The following is an 18110-nucleotide window of genomic DNA, read 5'->3' as shown; positions in this document are numbered from 1 at the left end:
AATTCAGAATGAACTTTAAAGTTTTAAATAAAGCAGATTACAGTATTATTTCTTCAGCAGTTGACAAGCTCAATTTATCAAACGCTTCAGAATTAAAATCAACAATTCTAGAAATCAATAAGGCGAATGTTAGCAATATCATTATTGACCTAAAAGCAACGTCTTATTGCGATTCATCAGGCTTAAGCGCTTTATTATCGGCTAATCGTTTGTGCAAAAACTCAAATGGGCAGTTTATTCTAACAGGGCTCAACGCCAACGTAAAAAAAATGATTGAAATTGCGCAACTTCACAGGGTACTGAGCATAACAGAAACATTAGAGGAAGCAGAACAAGAAATTCAATAAATCATGAGTTTTACTGTTACAATTTTGGGCTCTGGAGCTGCAGTACCAACCTTAAGCAGGGGCACAACATCTCAATTTGTAAATTGTCAGCAGCGCTCCATTTTGATTGATTGTGGTGAAGGAACGCAAATCCAAATGCGTAAATTCAAAGTAAAGTTTCAAGGATTACAAGTTATTTTAATTTCACATTTACATGGAGATCATATATTTGGATTAGCAGGCTTAATCAGCACAATGCAACTATTGGGTCGAAAAGAGGCCATAACAATAGTTGGCCCAATCGGAATTAAAGAATTTCTTCTAAATCAATTCAAAATTTCTGGTTATTACAACGGTTTCCCCATTGAATTTCATGAATTAGCTCCAAACACCGAAGCTATGGTATATGAAGACAAATGCATAGAAATTAAAACTTTTCCATTATCTCATCGCATTCCGACTCAAGGTTACCGAATCAATGAAAAACCTGGAAAACGAGGTTTGGATAAGGAAGCTTTTGATGAAACTGGAATAAGTACCTCTTACATTCAAAAATTGATTTCGGGAGAGGATGTGATAGACAATGAAGGAACAATCGTAAAATCAGAAGATGTTACCTTCCCCCCAAAACCAACTAAATCTTACGCATTTTGCTCTGATACAGCTTATCATCCGCCAATTATAAATGCCATAAAAGGAGTGAATTTACTTTATCATGAGGCTACATTTTTAGATAAGGAAAGTGAAAGGGCTTCAGAAACGTTTCATTCTACGGCTAAACAAGCCGCTACCATCGCTCTAAAATCAGAGGCTAAAAGGCTAATTCTAGGTCATTTTTCTGCGAGGTATAAAACCATGGAACTGCACAAAGAAGAAGCGGAAGCTATTTTTGAAAAGGTCTTTATTCCTGAGGATGGAGAGGTGTTTAATGTTTAAGGAAGGAGAAGGAGAAGGAGGAAGAGGAAGAGGAAGAGGAAGAGAGGGAAAAGAATTACGCAGAGTTATGCAAAGGCGCGGGGTTTCGCAGAGGAAGAGAAGAATTACGCAGAGTCACGCGGAGGTGCAGAGGTACGCAGAGAAAAAAAGAAAAGTTGAAGAATGACGCTAAGCGCTGCACTGGCCTGCCGAATGTGATTTACAACGATGTAGGGTTTCTTAGAGAAGAGGAAAAGAGAGGGAAAAGAATTACGCAGAATTATGCAAAGGCGCAGGGTTTCGCAGAGGAAGAGAAGAATTACGCAGAGCACCGCAATTAGCTTGCCGAATGTGATTCGCAAAGACGCAAAGATGCCCAGAGGAAAGAGAGTCATGCCTACGGCATTTAAAGATTTTTTCACAGAGAAGAGGAAAGAGTGGAACTGTGAAGCTAAGGTTCCTTAGGTATTCGCAAAGCTTGGTGGAGGAACGCCTAATTATGAACAAGCGTGTCATTTTATTTAAAAATTAAAATGCCTATCCGATACAGTACCAGTAAATAAATCTAACCCAACAATAATGTCGTTCAGCGGTAACCTGACAAGATGCTTCGCAAATTTCTATTTCCAACCAGTTGAAAAAAAAGAAATCCGCATCAGGACGGCATTAAGCTAGGGTCATATTTCAAGAGAGAGGGAAAACTTTCACCTTCTCCAACATCTCCCCCGCACGCTAAGCCCTCTCTACAACTAAAATATCTGGAAAATTTATTTTTCAATCAATTTAAATGCTTTCTCCGCCGGATATGCGTTAAATGTTCCACTTGCTTTCGCAACCAAAACTCCATCTTGATTGGTCACCCCTGCTTCAACATAAAGCAAGCGTTTTCCTGCAGAAATTACTTTTCCTACAGAAGTTAAAACATCTCCTAACTTTACTGGTTTTAGATAATTAACTTGTAATTCAACCGTACTGACCACATTATTATTTTTACCAGCAATTGTTAAGGCAGCAACGCCTAAGGTTCCATCAATTAATCCGGCCACTACTCCACCGTGAGCCGCTATTGGAGTTGCTAAATGTTTCTCTTTGATTTCAATAATGTACTTCGCTTGTCCTTCTTCTAAAACCTCTAATTCCATTTCAAGAAATGCTCCAAATTTATTTGAAGCTTTGTACATCGTCAATACCCTCTCATCAATCATCTTTATTCTTTTTTACAAAAGTAATCGATTTAAAATGGAGTGTTCGGAAATACGGAGAAAAAACTTAACTTTGAGAAAGGTGTTAATAAAAGTATACTTTAACTTATGGCATTATTCAATAAGAACAAAAAAAACGATTTGGGAGCCACCCGTCAAAAGGCAACAAAAGTTGAAATGAAAGCTTTTGATTATCATCCGAAAATCATTCTGGCTTGGGCAAAGGGAATAGAAGGACATTCTGAATTACTTAATTATTTACTAAATAATGGCTACAAAGAATTGGTAATGGCCACTCACGCCATTCGACTAAAAGAAAAAGCAAGAACTTGGTTAATGAAAAATGGATATCCACATTTGATGGCTTTCATTAATGCAGCCGAAGGAAACAGGCAAGCTACAAATTGGCTTTTAAAGAATAATTTTACCTTGCTCTACAACATGGCCATAGCTGTCGACGGTGACCCTCAGGGATTTACTTGGTTGAATCAAAATAGTACACAAGAGTACTTTTTTCTAACCCGAATCATTAAAGATGTGAAGGATGAAATAGAAGAAGGTCACAATGATATCCACAAAAGAAGCCAAGAGTGACGACAATACAAATGAGTGTTGTATTTTTGTCGAAAATGAATCGAATTGGAGAAGCTAGTTAATATACATGATGCAGCCGAAGGTTTAAAAGTTGGAAAAACCTTACTCTATCCTACAGACACTGTTTGGGGGTTGGGGTGTGATGCCAGCAATGAGGAAGCCATTCAAAAAATATTTGACATCAAAAATCGGTCGAATGAAAAATCATTTATTTTATTGGTAGACAGTGTTGCTATGTTAGAGCGTTATGTAAACAATATTCCGGATGTTTGCTTTGACCTAATTGATTTTGCTGTGAAGCCATTGACCATAATTTATGATGAACCCATCAATTTACCCAAATCACTTTTGGCAGCAGATGGAACAATTGCTATTCGTGTAACTGAAGACATGAATTGTAAAAAGATCATTCAACGCTTGAGAAAGCCTTTGGTTTCCACAAGTGCAAATATTTCTGGCCAGCCAAATGCAGAAAGTTATGCAGAAATTAGTGAAGAAATTAAAACTGGAGTAGATTTAATTTTAAACGAACGACTAGAAGAAGTAATGCGCCAACCCTCTTCTATTGTTAAAGTAGGAAGTGACAATGGTGTAAAAGTAATACGATAAGCAATGAAATTCGAAGATATAAAATTAAATAAGCAGCTTTTAAAAGCGCTTAAGGAGCAAGAAATCGTGGATATGACTCCCATTCAGGAGAAAGCCATTCCAAAAGTTTTAGCGGGAAGCGATGTCATTGGAATCGCACAAACGGGAACAGGAAAAACCTTAGCTTACTTATTGCCTATTTTACGTGATTTAAAATATACAGACTCTACTCACCCCAGGGTTCTTATTCTTGTCCCTACACGTGAGTTAGCAGTACAAGTGGCTTCGGAAGTAGAGAAATTGACAGGCTCAATGTCAACAAGAACAATTGCTGTTTATGGCGGAACCAACATTAACACACAGAAAAAAGCAGTGTATGCTGGTTGTGATATAATTATCGGAACACCAGGTCGTCTATACGACATTGCTATGACAGGATTATTGCGTTTAAAAGATATTAAAAAAGTAGTTATTGATGAATGCGACGAAATGTTGAGTTTAGGATTTAGGCCTCAAATTCAGCGTATTTTTGATCTTTTGCCAACCAAACGACAAAATTTAATGTTTTCGGCAACAATTACTAATGATGTTGATGAATTGGTAGCTACTTTCTTTAGAAAAACAGAGAGAATTATCGCTGCGCCTGCGGGAACTCCATTGCAGAAGATTAATCAGACAGCATATTCAACAGAAAATTTCAATACGAAATACAATCTTTTAAAACATCTTTTGACATCAGATAATGTTATTGAAAAGGCTTTTATTTTTGTTCAATCAAGAGTTTATGCAGACCTACTTCATACAAGAATCGAGGAAGATTTCCCAGAACAATTCGGAGTTATTCACAGTAATAAATCTCAGAACTACCGACTAAGAATGGTAAGTGAATTCAAAGAAAACAAACTGAAAGGAATTGTAGCTACCGACCTTGTTTCTCGTGGAATTGACATTGATAATGTGAGTCACGTAATTAATTTTGATTTACCAGACGACAAAGAACAATACATGCACAGAATTGGTAGAACTGGTCGTGCAGATGCGGAAGGAAATACCATTTCGTTTATCAAGGAATCTGATCAAAAAATGTTTGAAGAAATTCAAAGCTTCATGAATTTGGCTATTCCAATTTCCTCTCTTCCAGAAGAGGTTGAAGCAACAACTTTACTTATTCCTTTAGAAGAAGCACCCGACATTCATGACGGACCTACAGTATTAAACCCAAAACATTCTATTGGTGATGGTGAGAAAAACCAAGCCCCAGCAGTTGGAGAGAGAAGAAATATTCGTCCGATTGAGAAAAAAATAGAACGTAAAAAGCAAAGAAAAAATAAAAGAAGAAAGTAGTTCTTCTTTGTTGCTATGTGTAAGTGATTATTCAAATTACGAATTTCAAACCCCATGAGTTGCGAAACTTGTGTGAGTTCCGATGAACTCCGTTAACTTTAGTTTTGAAAAAACCAAAACACAATTTAACTTAAAAATAATCCGAAAACCTAGCTACTCCGCGCCTAAAAACGCGGATTTTCGTATATTTATCCGCTAAACCAAAAAGCTGAAAAGTTGTTTAAGAATTAGATTATGAAAAATCAGATATCTTGGCAATTGAATAATTTATAATTATGACCGTATTTTTAATCGTTATACTCTCATCATTCGTATTTTCCCTTTTGCTTTTCGGCATTGGACAAAAGACATTTCAAAGAATGACATGGTTCGCAGCCTTATTGCCTATTTCATTATTCATCTATTTTTCGAGTTTTGCTCGATCCATAATGGACGGAGAAGTTTTCAATTTCTTCACCTCTTGGGTTCCCTCACTCGGAATTAACTTGGACTTTAGGCTAGACAATCTTGCCTTGCTCTTTACATTGCTCATTACAGGTGTAGGAAGTATAGTCTTCTTGTACACCACGCAATACTTGAAGGGCCACCCAAAACTGATGCGTTTCTACGTTTTTCTTTCCATATTTATGGGAGCGATGTTAGGATTAGTTACTTCAAACAACATCATCACTTTATTTATTTTTTGGGAGTTAACGAGTATAAGCTCATTCTTTTTGATTAGCTTCAATAACACTGAGTCACCATCAAGGAAATCGGCAATTATAGCTTTAACGATAACAGGTTTAGGTGGTTTGGCCTTATTGGCTTTTGCTGTTTTGGCAGCACAGATCACAGGAACACTGTCTATTTCCGAAATGCTTCAGTCCCCTGAGGTATTCGCCAATCATCAGTATTCGGTTATTTTAATGGTTTTTATATTCTTGGCTGCATTTACAAAATCGGCCCAATTTCCTTTTCATTTTTGGTTGCCAGGAGCAATGAAAGCGCCAACACCAGTTTCTACTTATTTGCACTCTGCAACCATGGTAAAAGCGGGTATTTATTTGCTATTGCGTTTTACTCCGCACTTTCAAAATAACTCCTATTTCTTTACCACGCTTTTAATTGTTGGAGCAATAACAATGCTTTACGCAGCCTTTCAAACCTTATTCAAAACCGATTTAAAAGGAATTTTGGCTTATTCAACAATTGGAGCTTTGGGAATAATGGTGTTTTTAATCGGAATTGGAACCACATCTTCAATTACTGCAGCCATTGTTTTTATTGTAGTTCATGCACTTTACAAAGCAAGTTTATTCTTGGTTACAGGAACCATTGATCACCAAGCAGGAACGCGTGACGTGACCCAATTGGGCGGACTTCGTAAAGTGTTAATGCCGTTAGCAATTGCAGGGTTTATCGCAGCCTTATCAAGTGGTGGATTCCCCCCAACTATTGGTTTTATAGGAAAAGACCTGATTTATGAAGCAACGTTAAACGGAGGTTTAAACCCAACGCTCTTGACCACCATGGCTGTTTTAACCAACATTTTAATGGTATTTGCAGGTCTACTCGTAGGAGTAAAACCTTTTTCTGGGAAAAAGCCAGAAGCATTAGGTGAAATTAAAAAGCCACATTTCTTATTGTGGTTCATGCCTATGATTTTGGCAGCTTTAAGTTTATTGTTCGGTTTATTCCCTGCAATGGTTGAAGCCTTATTCACAAAAAACATTACCCCGCTACTAACGGGAGAAGCGAGTCCACACTTAGCTATTTGGCACGGATTCAATTTAATCATTTTACTGAGTGCTATTACCATTTTAGGAGGTATTGCCATTTACTTCTTTTGGAAACCAAGTCACAAGAAAGAAAGCGGAATGCTCAAATTTGATGCCTTCGCTCCTAAGAGTTTAGCACTAAAATTTGCAGATTTATTTCAAAGAATTTCCTATTTTCTTACCAGGACCTTCCAAAATGGATATTTGCGAAGGTATGTACTAATCATACTGGTTCTGCTCACCTTAGTCTTTGGAATTCACGTATTTATTAATCCAAGAATTTTCTTAGAATTAAAAGAAATCAAAGCACTAAACTGGAACGAAATTGTGATTTTAGCCATGATGTTAGTGTCCATTATCTTCACAGTATTTACAAAATCACGACTATCTGCAATTGCCGGAATGGGCGTTTTGGGCTACACCATGTGTCTAATCTTCGTGTTTTACGGAGCACCCGATTTGGCAATGACTCAATTTTCGATAGACACATTAACTGTTATTTTATTCGTTTTAGTGCTTTACCGTTTACCTAAGTATTTAAAACTATCCAACAGAACCAACAGGTTAAGAGATGGAATTATCGCTACTTCTTTTGGAACATTCTTAGCATTAACCATTATTGAAATAATGAATGAAAATCCTATAAAGTCTACCACGCAATATTATGCAGAAAATGCTTACACCCTTGCCAAAGGAAAAAACGTTGTGAATGTTATCTTGGTAGACTTCCGTGGATTTGACACCATGATAGAAATTGTTGTGTTGTCTATTGCAGCCATAGGCGTTTTTGCATTATTGAAATTACATTTAAAGAAACACGAGAAATAATATGAAAAGTTTAATATTAAAAACCGTTTCAACCACACTTTTGCCCTTGCTGATTTTATTTTCAGTTTTTGTGCTATTGCGTGGTCACTATTTACCAGGAGGAGGTTTCATTGGGGGACTAATTGCTGCCATTGCCTTTATTTTGCACGCTTTTGCGAATGGACTAACACAAACAAGAAAAGTATTAAGGATGCATCCAGGTTTTTTAATCCCCATTGGTTTATCCATCGCTATATTAAGTGCCTTAGCTCCTATTATTTTAACGGGAGACCCACTAATGACGGGGCTGTGGTACGAAAAAGACATTGCTATTCTTGGTAAAATTGGTAGTGCTTTGTTTTTTGATACAGGAGTTTACCTTGTAGTCATTGGCGTTTGTTTAACCATCATATTCACTATTTCAGAAAGCGTATAAACATTATGGAAATATTATTAGCGATAATGACGGGAATACTTTATGCAGCAGGAATCTATCTGATTCTTCGCCGTAGTTTAGTGAAATTAATCATCGGAATTGTCATACTTGGAAATGGTGTAAACCTTTTAATTTTCCTGATGGGAGGCCTAGTTAAAGGAAGACCTCCACTCATTGCTGAGGATGGAAAAATGTTGGAAGGTATTTTTGCAGATCCCGTTCCACAAGCATTGATTTTAACAGCAATTGTAATCAGCTTCGGACTTCAATCTTTTGCCATCGTTTTGATCAAAAGAGCATATAAAGTCTTAAAAACTGACGATATTGATACAATGAATAAAACTGACGATATTAAATAACATGAGTGAACATTTAATAATATATCCGATCATTGTCCATTTAATAACAGCAGTATTATTGTTGTTCTTTTGGATGAAACCTAAAATCCAACGTTACATCAGTATTCTTGGAGGTGGTGTAGGAATTGTAATCGCGGCACTACTATTTCAAAGAGTATGGAGTAGCGGAATTCAAAGCATACAATTAGGAAACTGGGAAGCGCCATTTGGAATTAGCATGGTCGCAGACACGCTAGCTGTTTCTTTAATATTACTCACCAACATAGTGGCCTTTGCACTCGCGATTTACTCTACGGAAAACATGGTTTCATCAAGAGTAAAATTTGGTTATTATGCCATTTTCCATTTCTTAATCATGGGCTTGAGCGGTGCATTTTTAACTGGGGATTTGTTTAACCTCTATGTTTGGTTTGAGGTAATTATCATCTCCTCCTTTGTATTACTTACTATCGGTGGAAGAAAAATACAAATTGAAGGGGCAGTCAAGTATTTTACATTAAACATGATCTCTTCCATCATTTTCCTTACTGGAATAGCAATGGTTTATGGTGCTACTGGCTCGTTGAATATGGCCGAATTGTCTCGTATCATTCCAGAAATAGAGAATCAAGGATTAATTCAGACAATATCTTTGGTTTTCTTCATTGGATTTGGAGTAAAGTCAGGAGTTTTCCCGCTTTATTTCTGGCTACCTGCCTCCTATCACACGCCACCTGCGGCGGTTTCAGCACTTTTTGCCGGATTATTAACCAAAGTGGGGATTTATGCAATGCTCCGCGTTTTTACTTTAATATTCCCGCTGGGAGAAGTGAATCAAATCATTTTAATGGTCATTGCAGGACTAACCATGTTCTTCGGAGGGATAGGTGCTTTAGTGCAAAAAGATATTCTACGCGTATTCTCCTATTTAATTATTTGTCACATCGGATTCATGGTTGGAGGACTCAGTCTATTTACTGAAGTAGCAATTGTGGGAGCCGTAATGTATATGTTCCATGACATAATTGTAAAAGCGACCTTGTACATGATGGGTGGAGTGATGTTCCGTATTTTTGGTTCTACAAAATTGAGAAATATGGGTGGATTAATGGATAATTATCCACGCCTTTCTCTGCTCTTTGCCATTCCCCTTTTCGCATTAGTGGGTATTCCTCCCCTTTCCGGATTCTGGCCAAAAGTGTCCTTATTTAGCGCAAGTTACACCGCTGGAGAAATAGCAATGCTGGTGATGTTTATTTTTGCCAGTTTAATCACATTGGTGATCATCGCGAAAGTGTGGAACAAAAGCTTTTCAAAAGATGCGCCCAAATTAGAAAGAAAATCTTCCTTTAAATATTTTGAAGATTTCAGTTTTTCTGAAAAAGCGGCCTATGTTGTTCCTATCATTATTTTGGTAGGAGTTACTTTATATTACAGTTTTTTCGCCGAGCACTTTCAATTGGTGGCCGCGAGAATTGGGGAAGAATTAATGAACACAGAACATTATTATAATGCTGTGTTTGGAATTAAATAAGTTACAAAACCATGAAAGTTCAATTTTTATTAAATATTTTATTGGCTATAGTATGGGTATTTCTTACCGGTACAATAAATGCGGTTAATTTTACTTTTGGATTTATATTGAGTTTCTTAGTACTTTGGCTTATTAGCTCTAGTCAAGAAAAACAAAAATACTTTATTATAATCCCCCGCTTAATCAGTTTTACATTTTACTTTTTATATGAACTTATTAAAGCCAACCTGCAGGTAGCAGCTGATGTAATCACCCCAAAGTTTTACATGGAACCAGGAATTATCGCCTACCCTTTAAATGCGAAATCAGACTTAGAAATAACACTCTTGGCCAACGTGATTACCTTAACGCCTGGAACATTAAGCCTAGACATTTCAGACGATAGAAAAGTATTGTATATCCACGCCATGTATGTTCACGATAAAGAGGAGTTTATCGATGGCATTAAAAATGGATTTGAAAAACGAATTTTGAATATAGTACGATGAGTATAGAAGATTATTTAACATACATTATTTTACCCCTATTGAGCACCTCAACCTTGTTGGTATTCATTCGGTTTTTAATGGGACCTACCCTGCCAGATAGGGTTGTGGCATTAGATTTATTGATCACAATTGGTATTTCAATTATAGCCGTATATAGCATTGTTACCAAAAGACCTTCATTTTTAGATATTGCAATGATTTTTGCTCTTATCGCATTTTTAAGTACCGTAGCATTTTCATATTACCTCGAAAAAAGAAAAAGAAATGAATGATATTTTAATAATGATAATCATCTCACTTGGAACACTTTTCATTCTCCTCGCAGCCATAGGTTTATTACGTATGCCTGATTTATACCTGAGAATGTCGGTAACGACCAAAGCAGCTACCCTGGGAGTAGGACTAATTCTATTGGGACTAGCCCTTTACTACATGGAAACTTCCATCACAACACGTGTTATTGCCATTATTGTATTTCTTCTACTCACCGCCCCCATCAGTGCCCATGTGATAGGGAGAGCAGCCTATTTTGTAGGTGTTCCAATGTGGAAAAAAACAAAAATTGACGATCTTAAAGGAATGTACAACACCAAAACTCATGATCTGATGAGTGGTTTTGAGGAAGAAGAAAAACCAGAGGCAGAGGACTAACATTAATTTTTAATATTTAATTATTAAGGTTTAATGTTTAACGATGGTGATGTTGTTGCGCTATATTCTAATGTTTAATTTTTCAGGTTTAATGTTTAACGAGGGTTGCGGTGATGTTGTTGCGCTGTATTTCTAATGTTTAATTGTTAAGGTTTAATGTTTAACGAGGGTTGCGCTGGACGTCAATTTCAACACGGTTGAAATTCAATACCCTGGGCGTTAACCATTAATAATTAAACATTAATCATTAATTTAATGTTTAACAGGGGCGCTGGTCGGGACTATTTCATGTTACAGCTTGGTTTTTAGTAAGGTATTATTGTTTTTTTGATTTCCAATTCGTAATCAACGCATTCGATAGCTATGCCGCTCGCCATTAATTCGTAATTTGTAATTCATCCATTAGTAATTATTTCTGGGCGCCTTAATCCATCTGCACTTCCAAGTTGTTTCATGAGTTTGTTACGCTATCATCAATCCTCCAAGAGCTCCTAAAGTCGCTTTGTTTTATTGAATAGCTGATACAAATCATTTCATCAAGCTTTCCATTTTCGCTGGGGCGCGAGTACCCCCGATTATGAATTGCTGATTATCTATTATTTTCTACCTATAAAATTCTCCATGGTTTTGTAAATCCCCATAATACTCCCAGCAAACCAATCAAACATTTTAATAGGCATTACCGCCTGTCCCAATCGTGTAACTCTATAAATCCAACCGGGTAAGGTTACCATTACTTTCTTTTTTTCAATTGCCTTTATTATCGTTAAGGAAGCTGCTTCTTGATCCAGAATAGGAATTTTAGATTTCACTCCGTCAAACATTCCTGTATTGATGTAATAGGGCATTATGGTCGTAAAATGGATGTTTTTCTTGAGTTGACTCATTTCCAATCTCACACTATCCGACCAGCCAATTAAAGACCATTTACTCGCTGCATAAACCGACATTTTTGGATTAGAAATAAGTCCGCCAGAAGAAGCTATATTACAAACCGAGCCAAAGTTTTGGTCCATCATATCTTTTATGAAACAACTGGTAATAATCATTGGCGCGTTGGCATTAATAGCTGCCGTTGCAGAAATCTCTTCTGTGGAATGTTCATGAAAATATTTACCAACAATTATCCCAGCATTATTGATCAAAATATCTACGACACCTTGTTCTTTCTTCACTTCTTTTGCAGAAGATTTAACTTGTTCTTGATCCGAAATATCCACGGTGTAACCACAAATCTCCCCTTTCTCTTTAAACTCCGCAATAACATCCGCTATACCTTGAGTATTGATATCCCATAAAATAACCTTAGCTCCTCTTTCAAGAAGTAATCTTGCCATTATTTTCCCAATTCCTGACGCACCACCAGTTATTAAAGTTGTTTTATTCTTAAAATCTATCATTTCTTTGGATTATCTCTTAAAAATAAGAAATAATTCAAAAGAAAATACCAATCCGATACTTTACCAGTAAATATATCCAACCCAGCAATAATGTGATTTAGCGGTAAACTGACAAGATCCTTTACAAATTTCTATTTCCAACCAGTTGAATAAAGAAATCCACTTCAGGATGAAATTGAGCTAAGGTTATATTTCAAGTGAAAGGGAAAAAGCAAAAGCACCCACAACTATCATCCTTTCCAGCGTTGAAAATCTTAATTTTCAACGCTGGAAAGATTTGACCTAGCTAAAGAGAGTACTTTTTATTGTAGCATATTAAATAGCTGACAAGGTTCCTGATAAGCATTCAAAAGAATATAGTAAGCCAACCCTTAAAAATAACGTGACACTAAACTACTTCAGTGGACTTTTTGTTTTTGTACATTTGTGACATTATAAAAACCAAAATCACAGATGAGGCTATACTTTGTATAAAAAGTGCTATACTCAAACCTGAGTAGCTATTGGCGGCGATAACTGGACTAATGTAGCGCTCAATATCAGGTTGAAGAATCATTAAATACGCAAATAAAGATATAGCACCTAGCGTCATTGCAATGGCCACCGTAACCACACCAACGGCCATTTTACTCAAATAGTCCTCTCCGTTTTGAGTTGCTTTTTTGAGCGAACTATTAATCATTAGTACCACGAATATGTAATTCCCTAATCTTAAAAATGTGTTATCAGCCCATCCTAATGCATCAAGTATAAGGAAGTAAATCCCGAGCATTACGAAAAGAATTAAACCATTTTTTATTGCGTTTGAACGTTTTAACATAATAGATTTATTTTAGTTTGATTAGTTACACTATTGTAACTTTCCTAAAAACTATGAAAAAACCATATCAAAAGCAAATCAAGTCTAGGTGAAAGCCATTAATTGTCAGATACATTACGAAAACAAGTCCAATTGACCATCATTTTCTATGCATTGCGTTTTTAAATCATGGTTCAGCGCTAAATTCCCTTCGGATAGCCATTTCTTTGCCTGCTTGTCGTCCATAATTAAAGGCATTCGCTTTTTTATATTATGAATTTCAGCCATCACTTCATTGGCTTCTGTAGTTAGCAAAGAAAACGAATCAACGACTTCTCCATTCTTAGGGTTTGTCCATGAACTATAAAGTCCTGCCAAAGCAAAAACAGTCTGCTTTTCCAATTGAATCAAATACTTTTCCTTACGTTTTCCTTTACTGTCCAACCATTTCCACTCATAGAATCCGGTCACTGGCAAAATACAGCGTTGCTCATTAATATCTCGAAAAGAAGCCACCTCGCCAATGGTTTCCAATTTCGCGTTTAAAGTGTGTTTTCGAATATCCTCGTTTTTTGCCCAATGCGGAATTAGTCCCCAATTAAGAAATTGAAAGGTCTGGGGTGAATCCGTCTTTAAAACAGGAAGTAAAGGGAAATTAAAACCATTCACTAGGTTTTGGGGAGTGTAGAGCGCTGGCATTTCAAACTGTGCATTAAATTTTTCGGTCAGTTCTTTTAATGTTGCTTTCTGTTGAACATTGTAACACATAAGGGTAGAAATTAAGAATCTAAATGAAAGAATGAAAAACTACGAGAATTGTGTTCTTCTTCAAAAAGGTGAGGATAATATTTTTTCATTTCCGCGTTCATTAATTCCACAGGAACATCTTCAAATTCTCCATAAAAATGCTTGTATTCCATGAATTTCTGATCGCCTTTATACGCTTGAAATAAAGAGTCTGTTTCGCCGTCCCACTCCAAAGGTTCAACACCAGAGAGTTTACAAATCAATGGATCAAAAGCCGGAGTAGATTTTACCCATTTTCCATCGATAAAGGCAGAAACATAACCATGAAAAACAATTTCTTCCCTGCGCAAAGCTGCCGTCAATTTCTCCACTCCAATATGATTCACCACAATTCCATAACCTAATTTCGAAGGTATTCCCAAAGCACGCAACCCAGTCGCCAAAACAATAGCTTTCTCAACACACCAAGCCCTACTCTTCTGCAAAACCACACTTGACCTCAATTTTTCAGGACGTAAATCTAGGTGATAAGGATTATAAATAAAGCCATCACGCACTTTTAAATATAAATCAATCGCTTGTTGCTTCTTCGACTGTGAAGTATCAATATCTGCAATTAAATGCTTTGTACTTTCGTGATTTACTTCAAGAATTGGTGTCACTTTTAGATAGATTTGTTGTTCGTCTTCCGTCATAATTCAAAATTACGAATTATCACCTATTAAATGTCATTTGTCAATTGATTGTTTGCAATAGAGCGTATTTGAGACTTTAAAACATAGTACCTACCCTAAACTTCACCAGCAAACCTATCTATTCAAGTATGTGATTAAGCGTTGAACTGACAAGATCATGCGGAAGAGATAAACTGGGATTTTTTTATTTTCTTAAGGATGAAAAGGTGAATAGTTTTAAGAGACAAAGATCAAAGTCTTTCACTGTGACTTTTGTATCATTAATTTAAAAACCTTACATTTATATTTGTCTTACTTTATAACATCATTAAAACTGAAACAATGAAAAAACTAGCATTCCTAATGATTACTGGATCTCTTTTCGTGGCATGTTCATCTCCAAACGAGCAAGAATTGGCGGAAAAAGAACAAGCAACACAAGATTCACTGGTTTTGGTGGAGCAACAAAAACAGGAAGCCGAAATTCAAAAATATAGTGACATTGGCTTTAAGTACGCCTCCACAACGAAAGCAACATTAGGTAAGAACTTGATGGGCGCAATAATGGAGAAAGGAACAGAACATGCATTAGAGTTTTGTAACGTTCAAGCCATGACACTTACAGACAGTATGAGCCAGGAGCACAATGCCAAAATAACCCGTGTGAGTGACAAGCCGAGAAATCAAAATAACCAAGCTAATGCTGAGGAACTGGAGCAAATTGAATATTATAAAGGACTAATTGCAGAAGGGAAAACAGGTAAAGAAATCACTCCGAATGTTAAAATGAAGGGAGACAAAGTTCAGTTTTATTATCCAATTATCACCAATGAAATGTGCTTGCAATGCCATGGAACAAAGGAAGAACAAGTAAAACCAGCTACCTTGGCGATGTTAGCAGATTTGTACCCTGAAGACAAAGCAACGGGTTACGGAGACAATGAAGTAAGAGGAATTTGGAGTATTATTTTTGAGAAGTAAGGATTGAAAATTATTAATGCGAGGTATTACCACGAGTTTCGAAACTCGCAGTAGCACTCGCGGTAACATCTTGGCTAATTGTTAACGAAAAACACTCGCCGTAAGAAAAAATAATTAATTAGAAATGAAAAAACTGGGTTTAATTGGAGGAACGTCCTATCATTCTACGATAGATTATTACAGAATGATTAATGAAAAAGTAGGAGATAAAATTGGTCATGATCAAAATCCTGAGTTGCTTTTGTACAGTTTAAACATTGCTTTAATGCGCTCTGGAGATCGTGAAAAAATTCAAGAAGAATATTTAAGAATTTCAAAAGAACTTATTTCCATTGGAGCAGAAGGAATTTTAATCTGCGCCAACACGCCACACATGGTTTATGAGTTTGTTCAGGCTAAAGTTGAGGTTCCTATCCTTCACATTGGAAAAGCCATTGGAGATTTTGCGGTAAAAAACAATTTTAAAAATCTTGGTCTATTAGGTACAAAACCAACTGTTAAAATAGGATTTTTAGAGAAGTTCATCAAAGCAAATTATCCACTAGACATCACTCTGCCAGATGAAGAACAAATAGACACCATACATCACTATATATCGAAAGAATTAACACAAGGAATCTTTTCTGATGAAGCTAAAAGTTACTTTTTAGATCAAATGAAGTCTTTACAAGAAAAAGGCGCAGACGCTATGATTATGGGATGCACTGAGCTGCCTATTCTCATTAAACAAAAAGAAACGGATTTTCAATTGATTGACACGACCGGTTTACATGTCCAATTAGCGGTGGACTTTATTCTGGAAGAGTAGATTTATCCATTGTTTTACCCCTCTTCTCTGAAGCTATAATTAGCCCATCCCTTATATTCGAAAGAATTAGAAAAAGGTTTATGGCTCGAAAGCATAAAGCTTTATTCAGCTCCAATATTCCTTATTTTTTCTGTTTTTGATAATACGGGTATTTTTTAAACGCGTTTTTTGAAATGATTAAATCAGCTGTATCTTCACCCACTGAATAATTTGTCATCCAAAGGTAATCGAAGAGATACCCCAATTTAATTCTAGCAAACAGGACTAAAACTTAAGTGTTTTCTCGAAATTAAAACCTCTATGCTCACCCATTTCAACATATCCCAATTGGTTGGTCAACATAGTGGTTTCATGAATCTTAAACTCAGGAATATTTTCATGGTGGTGTCCATAAATCCAATAATTGGGTTTGTATTCTTCAATTAAATCTGTTAATTCAACGGCAAAAGCCTCATTGAGCACATTTCCTCTATATTGCTTTGGATAATTTTGAAATGTAGGAACATGGTGAGTGACCACAATTCTATTTTCTTGTGTATTTTCCTTTAATGCTTTCACGAGGAACCCATAGTTTTCCCGGTACAAATCATTGACTCTATCGGCAGAAAGTAGATATTTTCCATATCGAATAGTCCTGAAATCATTCATTCCTCTTTCAATTTGCCATTGGTTTGCTGGATTTATTTTTGTCCAAAGTGTAGACAAAATCAGCCGAACATTTTCTAATTCTACAATTTGATTGTTTAACAGATGAACATTGGAATTTATATTTTCATGAAAACCCCCACTTTTCTGTGTAATATCAAACCCGTAATACTCATGATTCCCTGGAATCCAGAAAGTCTCCTTAAAATTATCAGAACAAAATTTAAAGAAATCTTTGTGTTGTTCCATTATACGGAAAGGAGCAATATCTCCTGCCAAGATCAAAATATCTCCCATTGGAATAATTGGATTTTCTTGTAGGAACTGTCTATTCCTTGGAAATTCGATGTGGAGGTCGGAACAGTATTGTAGTGTCATAAGCTAAATTTAATAGAAATTTCGATATTTTCAACTTCTTCAAAAGAATTCTATTCAAATCCTTCGCTTGAAATTTAAAATCATCATCTCTGGTCTCAACAATCAATTTAGCAAGACAAACAGTTCTAATTTATCAATTCAATTAACCGTTAAAAACCTTTAGAGTGGCGAATACCAAGGGATACAGAAAATCGTAACTTCTTGGCATAGGAGAATTCCGAGATGGTTTGAAAGGTTAAATCCTGAATGGATTGTTAACCAGCATTAAAGGTAACACTCAAGGGTAGCAAGACTTACAGAAAGTAGTCTAATTTAAAAATCAGTATTCCTTCTTTCATTTAACTGATAATTATCGGTTATTACGTTAAAAACCTTTAGAGTGAGGAATACCAAGGGATACAGAAAATCGTAACTTCTTGGCATAGGAGAATTCCGAGATGGTTTGAAAGGTTAAATCCTGAATGGATTGTATACTAGTATTAAAGGGAACACTCAAGTGTAGCAAGATTTACAGAAAGTAGTCTAATTTAAAAATCAGTATTCCTTCTTTCATTTAACTGATAATTATCGGTTATTAACCGTTAAAAACCTTTAGAGTGAGGAATACCAAGGGATACAGAAAATCGTAACTTCTTGGCATAGGAGAATTCCGAGATGGTTTGAAAGGTTAAATCCTGAATGGATTGTATACTAGTATT

General features: G+C 36.1%; 21 protein-coding genes. 15 read left to right on the top strand and 6 right to left on the bottom strand.

The window, feature by feature from the left end:
- The first annotated feature begins 8 nt into the window (after window positions 1-8).
- Genes DIT68_RS14955 through DIT68_RS16375 form a run of 3 tightly spaced genes read left to right on the top strand, consistent with a single transcriptional unit; the run spans window position 9 to window position 1428 of the window.
- Window positions 9-347, top strand: coding sequence for an STAS domain-containing protein (locus tag DIT68_RS14955; protein WP_109360631.1), 339 nt, complete (start codon window positions 9-11; stop codon window positions 345-347).
- Between the two features lie 3 nt (window positions 348-350).
- Window positions 351-1262 carry a ribonuclease Z gene (locus tag DIT68_RS14950; protein WP_109360630.1) on the top strand — a complete coding sequence of 304 codons (912 nt, stop codon included), beginning with the start codon at window positions 351-353 and terminating at the stop codon, window positions 1260-1262.
- On the top strand, window positions 1255-1428 hold the full coding sequence (locus DIT68_RS16375; RefSeq protein ID WP_158276208.1) for a hypothetical protein: 174 nt from the start codon (window positions 1255-1257) through the stop codon (window positions 1426-1428). Before DIT68_RS14950 ends, DIT68_RS16375 begins: the two co-directional genes overlap by 8 nt.
- 580 nt (window positions 1429-2008) lie before the next feature.
- Here the strand turns inward: DIT68_RS16375 and DIT68_RS14945 are convergent.
- Window positions 2009-2446: a PaaI family thioesterase gene (locus DIT68_RS14945; protein WP_109360629.1), complete on the bottom strand. Its 438-nt coding sequence runs from the start codon at window positions 2444-2446 to the stop codon at window positions 2009-2011.
- A 105-nt stretch (window positions 2447-2551) separates the two neighbouring features.
- On the opposite strand from DIT68_RS14945, the gene DIT68_RS14940 reads away from it, so the two are divergent.
- The 10 genes from DIT68_RS14940 to mnhG all read left to right on the top strand — a co-directional run bounded on the left by DIT68_RS14940 (window position 2552) and on the right by mnhG (window position 10980).
- A complete protein-coding gene (locus tag DIT68_RS14940; protein WP_109360628.1) occupies window positions 2552-3037 on the top strand; it encodes a hypothetical protein in 486 nt (161 codons plus the stop codon).
- Window positions 3038-3082: 45 nt separating this feature from the next.
- Window positions 3083-3646 (top strand): L-threonylcarbamoyladenylate synthase, encoded by a 564-nt coding sequence (locus tag DIT68_RS14935; protein ID WP_233244211.1) that lies wholly within the window; start codon window positions 3083-3085, stop codon window positions 3644-3646.
- 3 nt (window positions 3647-3649) lie between these two features.
- Window positions 3650-4969: a DEAD/DEAH box helicase gene (locus DIT68_RS14930; protein WP_109360627.1), complete on the top strand. Its 1320-nt coding sequence runs from the start codon at window positions 3650-3652 to the stop codon at window positions 4967-4969.
- Between the two features lie 275 nt (window positions 4970-5244).
- Window positions 5245-7554 (top strand): hydrogen gas-evolving membrane-bound hydrogenase subunit E, encoded by a 2310-nt coding sequence (gene mbhE / locus DIT68_RS14925; protein ID WP_109360626.1) that lies wholly within the window; start codon window positions 5245-5247, stop codon window positions 7552-7554.
- Window position 7555: 1 nt separating this feature from the next.
- Window positions 7556-7969 (top strand): Na+/H+ antiporter subunit B, encoded by a 414-nt coding sequence (locus DIT68_RS14920; protein ID WP_109360625.1) that lies wholly within the window; start codon window positions 7556-7558, stop codon window positions 7967-7969.
- A gap of 5 nt (window positions 7970-7974) precedes the next feature.
- Complete coding sequence (locus tag DIT68_RS14915; protein ID WP_109360624.1) at window positions 7975-8328, top strand: Na+/H+ antiporter subunit C; 354 nt, start codon at window positions 7975-7977, stop codon at window positions 8326-8328.
- A 1-nt stretch (window position 8329) separates the two neighbouring features.
- Window positions 8330-9841: a proton-conducting transporter transmembrane domain-containing protein gene (locus DIT68_RS14910; RefSeq protein WP_109360623.1), complete on the top strand. Its 1512-nt coding sequence runs from the start codon at window positions 8330-8332 to the stop codon at window positions 9839-9841.
- A gap of 11 nt (window positions 9842-9852) precedes the next feature.
- A complete protein-coding gene (locus DIT68_RS14905; protein WP_109360622.1) occupies window positions 9853-10329 on the top strand; it encodes a Na+/H+ antiporter subunit E in 477 nt (158 codons plus the stop codon).
- On the top strand, window positions 10326-10601 hold the full coding sequence (locus DIT68_RS14900) for a cation:proton antiporter (protein ID WP_109360621.1): 276 nt from the start codon (window positions 10326-10328) through the stop codon (window positions 10599-10601). The genes DIT68_RS14905 and DIT68_RS14900 overlap by 4 nt, the downstream gene beginning before the upstream one ends.
- Window positions 10594-10980, top strand: coding sequence for a monovalent cation/H(+) antiporter subunit G (gene mnhG / locus DIT68_RS14895; protein ID WP_109360620.1), 387 nt, complete (start codon window positions 10594-10596; stop codon window positions 10978-10980). The genes DIT68_RS14900 and mnhG overlap by 8 nt, the downstream gene beginning before the upstream one ends.
- 596 nt (window positions 10981-11576) lie before the next feature.
- Here the strand turns inward: mnhG and DIT68_RS14890 are convergent.
- From DIT68_RS14890 to DIT68_RS14875, 4 genes are all read right to left on the bottom strand, one after another.
- Window positions 11577-12380 (bottom strand): SDR family NAD(P)-dependent oxidoreductase, encoded by an 804-nt coding sequence (locus DIT68_RS14890; RefSeq protein WP_109360619.1) that lies wholly within the window; start codon window positions 12378-12380, stop codon window positions 11577-11579.
- 388 nt (window positions 12381-12768) lie between these two features.
- Complete coding sequence (locus DIT68_RS14885; RefSeq protein ID WP_109360618.1) at window positions 12769-13200, bottom strand: hypothetical protein; 432 nt, start codon at window positions 13198-13200, stop codon at window positions 12769-12771.
- 114 nt (window positions 13201-13314) lie between these two features.
- Window positions 13315-13947: an SOS response-associated peptidase gene (locus DIT68_RS14880; RefSeq protein ID WP_109360617.1), complete on the bottom strand. Its 633-nt coding sequence runs from the start codon at window positions 13945-13947 to the stop codon at window positions 13315-13317.
- Between the two features lie 11 nt (window positions 13948-13958).
- A complete protein-coding gene (locus DIT68_RS14875; protein ID WP_109360616.1) occupies window positions 13959-14621 on the bottom strand; it encodes a transglutaminase-like domain-containing protein in 663 nt (220 codons plus the stop codon).
- Between the two features lie 321 nt (window positions 14622-14942).
- On the opposite strand from DIT68_RS14875, the gene DIT68_RS14870 reads away from it, so the two are divergent.
- Together DIT68_RS14870 and DIT68_RS14865 are read left to right on the top strand one after the other, a co-directional pair.
- Window positions 14943-15581: a Tll0287-like domain-containing protein gene (locus DIT68_RS14870; protein ID WP_109360615.1), complete on the top strand. Its 639-nt coding sequence runs from the start codon at window positions 14943-14945 to the stop codon at window positions 15579-15581.
- Between the two features lie 124 nt (window positions 15582-15705).
- The gene (locus DIT68_RS14865; protein WP_109360614.1) at window positions 15706-16389 is read left to right on the top strand and encodes an aspartate/glutamate racemase family protein; all 684 of its coding nucleotides are present in this window, start codon (window positions 15706-15708) and stop codon (window positions 16387-16389) included.
- 264 nt (window positions 16390-16653) lie between these two features.
- Here DIT68_RS14865 and DIT68_RS14860 read toward each other — a convergent pair whose 3' ends face one another.
- Window positions 16654-17412 carry a metallophosphoesterase gene (locus DIT68_RS14860; protein ID WP_109360613.1) on the bottom strand — a complete coding sequence of 253 codons (759 nt, stop codon included), beginning with the start codon at window positions 17410-17412 and terminating at the stop codon, window positions 16654-16656.
- Window positions 17413-18110 lie beyond the last annotated feature (698 nt).

Origin of the sequence: Brumimicrobium oceani (genome assembly GCF_003143775.1) — a bacterium.
Taxonomy (GTDB): Bacteria; Bacteroidota; Bacteroidia; order Flavobacteriales_D; family Crocinitomicaceae; genus Brumimicrobium; species Brumimicrobium oceani.
This window is presented reverse-complemented; position numbering and strand designations above follow the sequence as displayed.

Bases quoted from the DNA above. Each gene is read 5' to 3' on its own strand.
- DIT68_RS14955 (WP_109360631.1), top strand. From the start codon at position 9: ATGAACTTTAAAGTTTTAAATAAAGCAGATTACAGTATTATTTCTTCA.
- DIT68_RS14950 (WP_109360630.1), top strand. From the start codon at position 351: ATGAGTTTTACTGTTACAATTTTGGGCTCTGGAGCTGCAGTACCAACC.
- DIT68_RS16375 (WP_158276208.1), top strand. From the start codon at position 1,255: ATGTTTAAGGAAGGAGAAGGAGAAGGAGGAAGAGGAAGAGGAAGAGGA.
- DIT68_RS14945 (WP_109360629.1), bottom strand. From the start codon at position 2,446: ATGATTGATGAGAGGGTATTGACGATGTACAAAGCTTCAAATAAATTT.
- DIT68_RS14940 (WP_109360628.1), top strand. From the start codon at position 2,552: ATGGCATTATTCAATAAGAACAAAAAAAACGATTTGGGAGCCACCCGT.
- DIT68_RS14930 (WP_109360627.1), top strand. From the start codon at position 3,650: ATGAAATTCGAAGATATAAAATTAAATAAGCAGCTTTTAAAAGCGCTT.
- mbhE (WP_109360626.1), top strand. From the start codon at position 5,245: ATGACCGTATTTTTAATCGTTATACTCTCATCATTCGTATTTTCCCTT.
- DIT68_RS14920 (WP_109360625.1), top strand. From the start codon at position 7,556: ATGAAAAGTTTAATATTAAAAACCGTTTCAACCACACTTTTGCCCTTG.
- DIT68_RS14915 (WP_109360624.1), top strand. From the start codon at position 7,975: ATGGAAATATTATTAGCGATAATGACGGGAATACTTTATGCAGCAGGA.
- DIT68_RS14910 (WP_109360623.1), top strand. From the start codon at position 8,330: ATGAGTGAACATTTAATAATATATCCGATCATTGTCCATTTAATAACA.
- DIT68_RS14905 (WP_109360622.1), top strand. From the start codon at position 9,853: ATGAAAGTTCAATTTTTATTAAATATTTTATTGGCTATAGTATGGGTA.
- DIT68_RS14900 (WP_109360621.1), top strand. From the start codon at position 10,326: ATGAGTATAGAAGATTATTTAACATACATTATTTTACCCCTATTGAGC.
- mnhG (WP_109360620.1), top strand. From the start codon at position 10,594: ATGAATGATATTTTAATAATGATAATCATCTCACTTGGAACACTTTTC.
- DIT68_RS14890 (WP_109360619.1), bottom strand. From the start codon at position 12,380: ATGATAGATTTTAAGAATAAAACAACTTTAATAACTGGTGGTGCGTCA.
- DIT68_RS14885 (WP_109360618.1), bottom strand. From the start codon at position 13,200: ATGTTAAAACGTTCAAACGCAATAAAAAATGGTTTAATTCTTTTCGTA.
- DIT68_RS14880 (WP_109360617.1), bottom strand. From the start codon at position 13,947: ATGTGTTACAATGTTCAACAGAAAGCAACATTAAAAGAACTGACCGAA.
- DIT68_RS14875 (WP_109360616.1), bottom strand. From the start codon at position 14,621: ATGACGGAAGACGAACAACAAATCTATCTAAAAGTGACACCAATTCTT.
- DIT68_RS14870 (WP_109360615.1), top strand. From the start codon at position 14,943: ATGAAAAAACTAGCATTCCTAATGATTACTGGATCTCTTTTCGTGGCA.
- DIT68_RS14865 (WP_109360614.1), top strand. From the start codon at position 15,706: ATGAAAAAACTGGGTTTAATTGGAGGAACGTCCTATCATTCTACGATA.
- DIT68_RS14860 (WP_109360613.1), bottom strand. From the start codon at position 17,412: ATGACACTACAATACTGTTCCGACCTCCACATCGAATTTCCAAGGAAT.